Below are 2,605 nucleotides of genomic sequence, written 5' to 3'. Positions count from 1 at the left end.
GTGTGCCGCCAACGATCGATGACCCGGCCATACCCAATGCTATCGCCGCGCGGTTAGATGAAGATTGATCCTCAGCTAGACCAGTCTTGAAAAGTCGCTATCGAACCATACCTTCCAAAGAGCTCCGCGCGACAATCCGGTTCCAGGAGTTTGCGCAAGCAGATGAACCCACTTCGCGTCGCTGATCATCTTTTCAGACGAACCTGTGCACAAGAATTTTGCTCGACTCCGACCCACACTTGAGGGAAAGCGTCTGGCATCTCACTCATCATCACCATAGTTGATAAACTGGAAAATCATGGACCACGATATGAAGAAAGTTGGTGAAGAATTTGAAAATGGGTTCAAAGAAGATAATGATAAAAGAAAATCCATTCAGTCAGTTGAAATTGGGGTGCGCGTTTTACTGGCTTTAGTGGAGACCGGAGGAGGTGAGGGGGCCTTTCTCCGCGAAGTAGCAGACCATTCAGGTCTGTCCCGCAGCCAAGCCCACCGGTATTTGCTTTCGTTTGTGAATACCGGGGTGGCCGAACAGGACGAAAGGAGCGGGCGGTATTATTTGGGGGGGCTCACGGTCCGTCTGGGCTTGGCGGCAATGGCACGGCTGGACACCATGCGCATAGCCGCGGAGCATTTGGAAGATCTTTTGGCAGAAATGAAAACCACCGGCTTGCTTTCCGTGTGGGGCGATTACGGGCCAACTGTCATTCGTTGGATCGATGGTGGAATGCCGCTGTTTACATCTCTGCACACGGGATCGGTCTTGCCATTGCAGACATCGTCGACCGGCATTCTCTTTCTGACGCATTGCACTCCTGAACAGACCAGGGAACGGGTCGAACACGAGCGGGCGGAGGGTCTTGTCGTCGATGACCTAGAACTTGCCGCCCAGATTGACGAGGCCAGGCGGGTAGGTTTCGCCAGGACTTACGGAACTGTCGTACCGGGACTATCGGCGACGTCGGTGCCGGTCCTGGATTCTCAAGATCGCTTGGTCGCGACGATGAGTATTTTGGCCCGTGCAGAACAAAAGACGTTTTTCAGCAAGGCTAAGATCGATCGGATAATTGATGTGGCGCGCAGTGCTAGCATGGCAATAGGTTGGCAGCGTAAGCCTTGATGGCCAAGGTCGATGCCAATGAACTGCTCTTCAGAATACCTCGTTCTCTTTATCTCGTCCATCCATCGCTGAGGGCCGGACTTTCGACGGACTGGGATGAAATCCGCGGGGGCACGTCTGCCACGTTGACCCTCTTGATCCGATTGTCCGTCTTCGGAAGGGCGGGGTAGGGTAAATGCCGGGTTATACCCGATCTGCTGCAGAGAAGACGATGAAAAGAGAGAAAACCATTGACGAATTCTGGCAATTTTCGCTCGAAGTCTATGCAAGACCGCAAGTTGCTGACCTGTGCTTGGTTCTGCAGGACGAGCATGGTTTCGACGTCAACATTTTATTGTTATGTCTATGGCTGGCGCAAGGCGAGGGCAGGGCTCTCAGCCAATTCGAGATCGGCGACCTGCTAGGTGGTGTTGCTGCATTGAACGAAAACATGGTCTGGCCGGTGCGCGGTGCGCGGCGGTGGGCCAAGTCGTGGCTTCAGCAGGCACCGGACCTGCAAGCGGTAGCTGCGAGAGACAAGCTTTACACCAGCCTGAAGGCGAGCGAACTTCAGATGGAACGCCAGATCCAGATCGAACTGGTCCGATGTCTTGCCTATGATGGCCAGCAACAGGGCCAACCACTGGACTTGTCCGCACAATCCGCCGCGCGATTGAGCCTGGAGGCTTATCGCACGGCAATTCCGGCTCTGGAGGGTACTGCCGCGCTGTTGACGCGGTTGGCCCTCAAGGCCCTTACTTAACCGGCATCGCCGGTGTCGTCACGGGCGGTTCTGCGCTCATGATATGAGCGTAAATGTCATCGATCTCTGCGTCGCTCAGCTCAGTTGGCCGGAATGGCGGCATTTCGATTAGCCCCTGACGCACGATCGCGCGCAAATATTCCAGCTCAAGATCGTCTCTGCCGATCAGCGATGCCACCGGTCGTCCCGCTTGTTCAAGCAGCATGGTTCCAGGGTGACCCGGGCCGGGATCATGGCATCCGGCGCACATCAAAGCATAATTCTCTGCGCCGTCGGGTTTTTCGACCGTCGGGTCGCTGTTGCAGGCGCTCAATATGACAAGGAGCGAAATGGCGATCAGTTTTTTCATATGCCTCTTACTCGATTCATTGCAGGGCAGATCAGGCGGACCCAAACAGCGCAGTTGGGTCAAGGGCCTCTTTGACCCTCGCGTGGAGTGTCGAAAGTCCGCCCGAAGCGAATGTCTTATCGACCGTGGCGCGCAGGCCCGGTTCGGTGAATACCTGCCCGAATCCGGCCTCCGCCTGTGCCGCGATCAATGCTTCGGCGCAGGCGCGAGCGCGCGCTGCGCTGGACTGGTCCGAGCCAGTGCTCGGGAGGAACTGGCGGTGGTTGGCTGAACGCCATATGGCGACAGTTTCACTGACCATATCGAAACCATGCTCTGCGCAGGTATCGCGTGAAAGCTCGTAGAGACGCATCGCGTCTTCACCATCGACCGGGCTAACCGGGTTGACCGTCAG

The 2,605-nt window shown here is 56.0% G+C and carries 3 protein-coding genes and 1 pseudogene; 2 read left to right on the top strand and 2 right to left on the bottom strand.

What is annotated here, in order from left to right:
- The first annotated feature begins 310 nt into the window (after positions 1–310).
- Together V7680_RS15415 and V7680_RS15410 are read left to right on the top strand one after the other, a co-directional pair.
- Positions 311–1,120, top strand: coding sequence for an IclR family transcriptional regulator (locus V7680_RS15415; protein ID WP_335654138.1), 810 nt, complete (start codon positions 311–313; stop codon positions 1,118–1,120).
- A gap of 211 nt (positions 1,121–1,331) precedes the next feature.
- Positions 1,332–1,862, top strand: coding sequence for a TIGR02444 family protein (locus tag V7680_RS15410; RefSeq protein ID WP_335654137.1), 531 nt, complete (start codon positions 1,332–1,334; stop codon positions 1,860–1,862).
- Here V7680_RS15410 and V7680_RS15405 read toward each other — a convergent pair.
- Positions 1,855–2,211: a c-type cytochrome gene (locus V7680_RS15405; protein WP_335654136.1), complete on the bottom strand. Its 357-nt coding sequence runs from the start codon at positions 2,209–2,211 to the stop codon at positions 1,855–1,857. The two genes, V7680_RS15410 and V7680_RS15405, sit on opposite strands and share 8 nt — an antisense overlap.
- A gap of 31 nt (positions 2,212–2,242) precedes the next feature.
- Positions 2,243–2,605: pseudogene (locus V7680_RS15400) on the bottom strand (FAD-binding oxidoreductase); the annotation flags it as partial.

Origin of the sequence: Parasphingorhabdus sp. (assembly GCF_036963705.1) — a bacterium.
Lineage (GTDB): Bacteria > Pseudomonadota > Alphaproteobacteria > Sphingomonadales > Sphingomonadaceae > Parasphingorhabdus.
This window is presented reverse-complemented; position numbering and strand designations above follow the sequence as displayed.